This is a genomic window from Bacillus sp. EB600, from assembly GCF_024494385.1.
GTDB lineage: Bacteria > Bacillota > Bacilli > Bacillales > Cytobacillaceae > JAEVLT01.
In genome coordinates this window covers 1-1,073 of the sequence record NZ_JAEVLT010000122.1, presented here as the reverse complement: position 1 = coordinate 1,073, position 1,073 = coordinate 1, and the positions used below count along the sequence as shown (strand labels likewise).

Annotated in this window: 1 pseudogene; it reads right to left on the bottom strand. The window is 32.4% G+C overall.

The features are described from left to right. Positions 1-39: 39 nt before the first annotated feature. Positions 40-1,073, bottom strand: a pseudogene (locus JN080_RS28780) (IS3 family transposase); the annotation flags it as partial.

Sequence of the window (1,073 nt, the reverse complement as noted above, 5' to 3'; positions counted from 1 at the left end):
TTTAAAGTGTACCCGTTGTAAAGGACATTTTAAAAAAGGTTATGCAACATCGAGAAGATGATTTCTGTATTCAACAGGGGTCATCTTCTTTAAATTCCATTGATATCTATAAATGTTATAGTAGATCATATAACTTCTTATTTCCTTTTTGAGTTCTTCTAAAGAATTACACCGTTTAATATATGCCTCATCCTTAAAGTGACCGAAAAAAGACTCTTGTGGAGCGTTATCCCAACAGTTTCCTCTTCTTGACATTGATTGTCCAAGTCCTAGTTTTTTTACCTGCTTTTGAAAAGTAGGACTAGTGTAGTGTACTCCCTGATCTGAATGAATAAAGGCTCCTTCTGCAAACTGTACCCGTCTATTTTTCTTTAACTCTACTAATGTATCTGTAGCTAAATCTAACGTGAGTCGATTTGAAACGTTATAGGCTAATATTTCATTCGTTGAACTATCCTTAATTGTGGACAAATAAGCCTTTTGTCCATTTCCGTAATATAAATAAGTAATGTCTGTAAGTAATACCTTATATGGGATGTCTTGTTTAAATTCCCGATTTAATAAGTTAGGCATTACAGAGTGCTCTTGAGTAGCTTTCAACATTTTCCTATAAGGGTTGGCTTTTCTAATAGGGCATACTATGTTGTATTTCTTCATAATCCTTCGGATTCGTTTTAAGTTGTATGTAATATGAAACTGTCCTTCTAAAGTCATTTTAATCTGACGAGCACCTTTATTACGTTGTTTAAAATGAAAAGCTTTTAATATATTTTCTTTAAGTATCAAATCTTCTTTCTCACGTTGGTCTCTCTTTTTCTTAGATTCCGATGAAAAATAATTATAATAACCTGAACGTGATACTTCCGAAATCTCACATAAAAAACTGACCATATCTTTAAGCTGATGCTTTTCAATAACTGAACGAATTAGAAGAAACTTCTCTTCAGCAGAGACTTTTACTCTCTTTTCTCCAGCCCCCTTTCCATCATATCTAACTTTTTTAATAATTCATTCTCAGCTCGCAACAATTGAATTTGAGCTTCTAATTTTGCATTTTTTTCTTCTAAACTAAG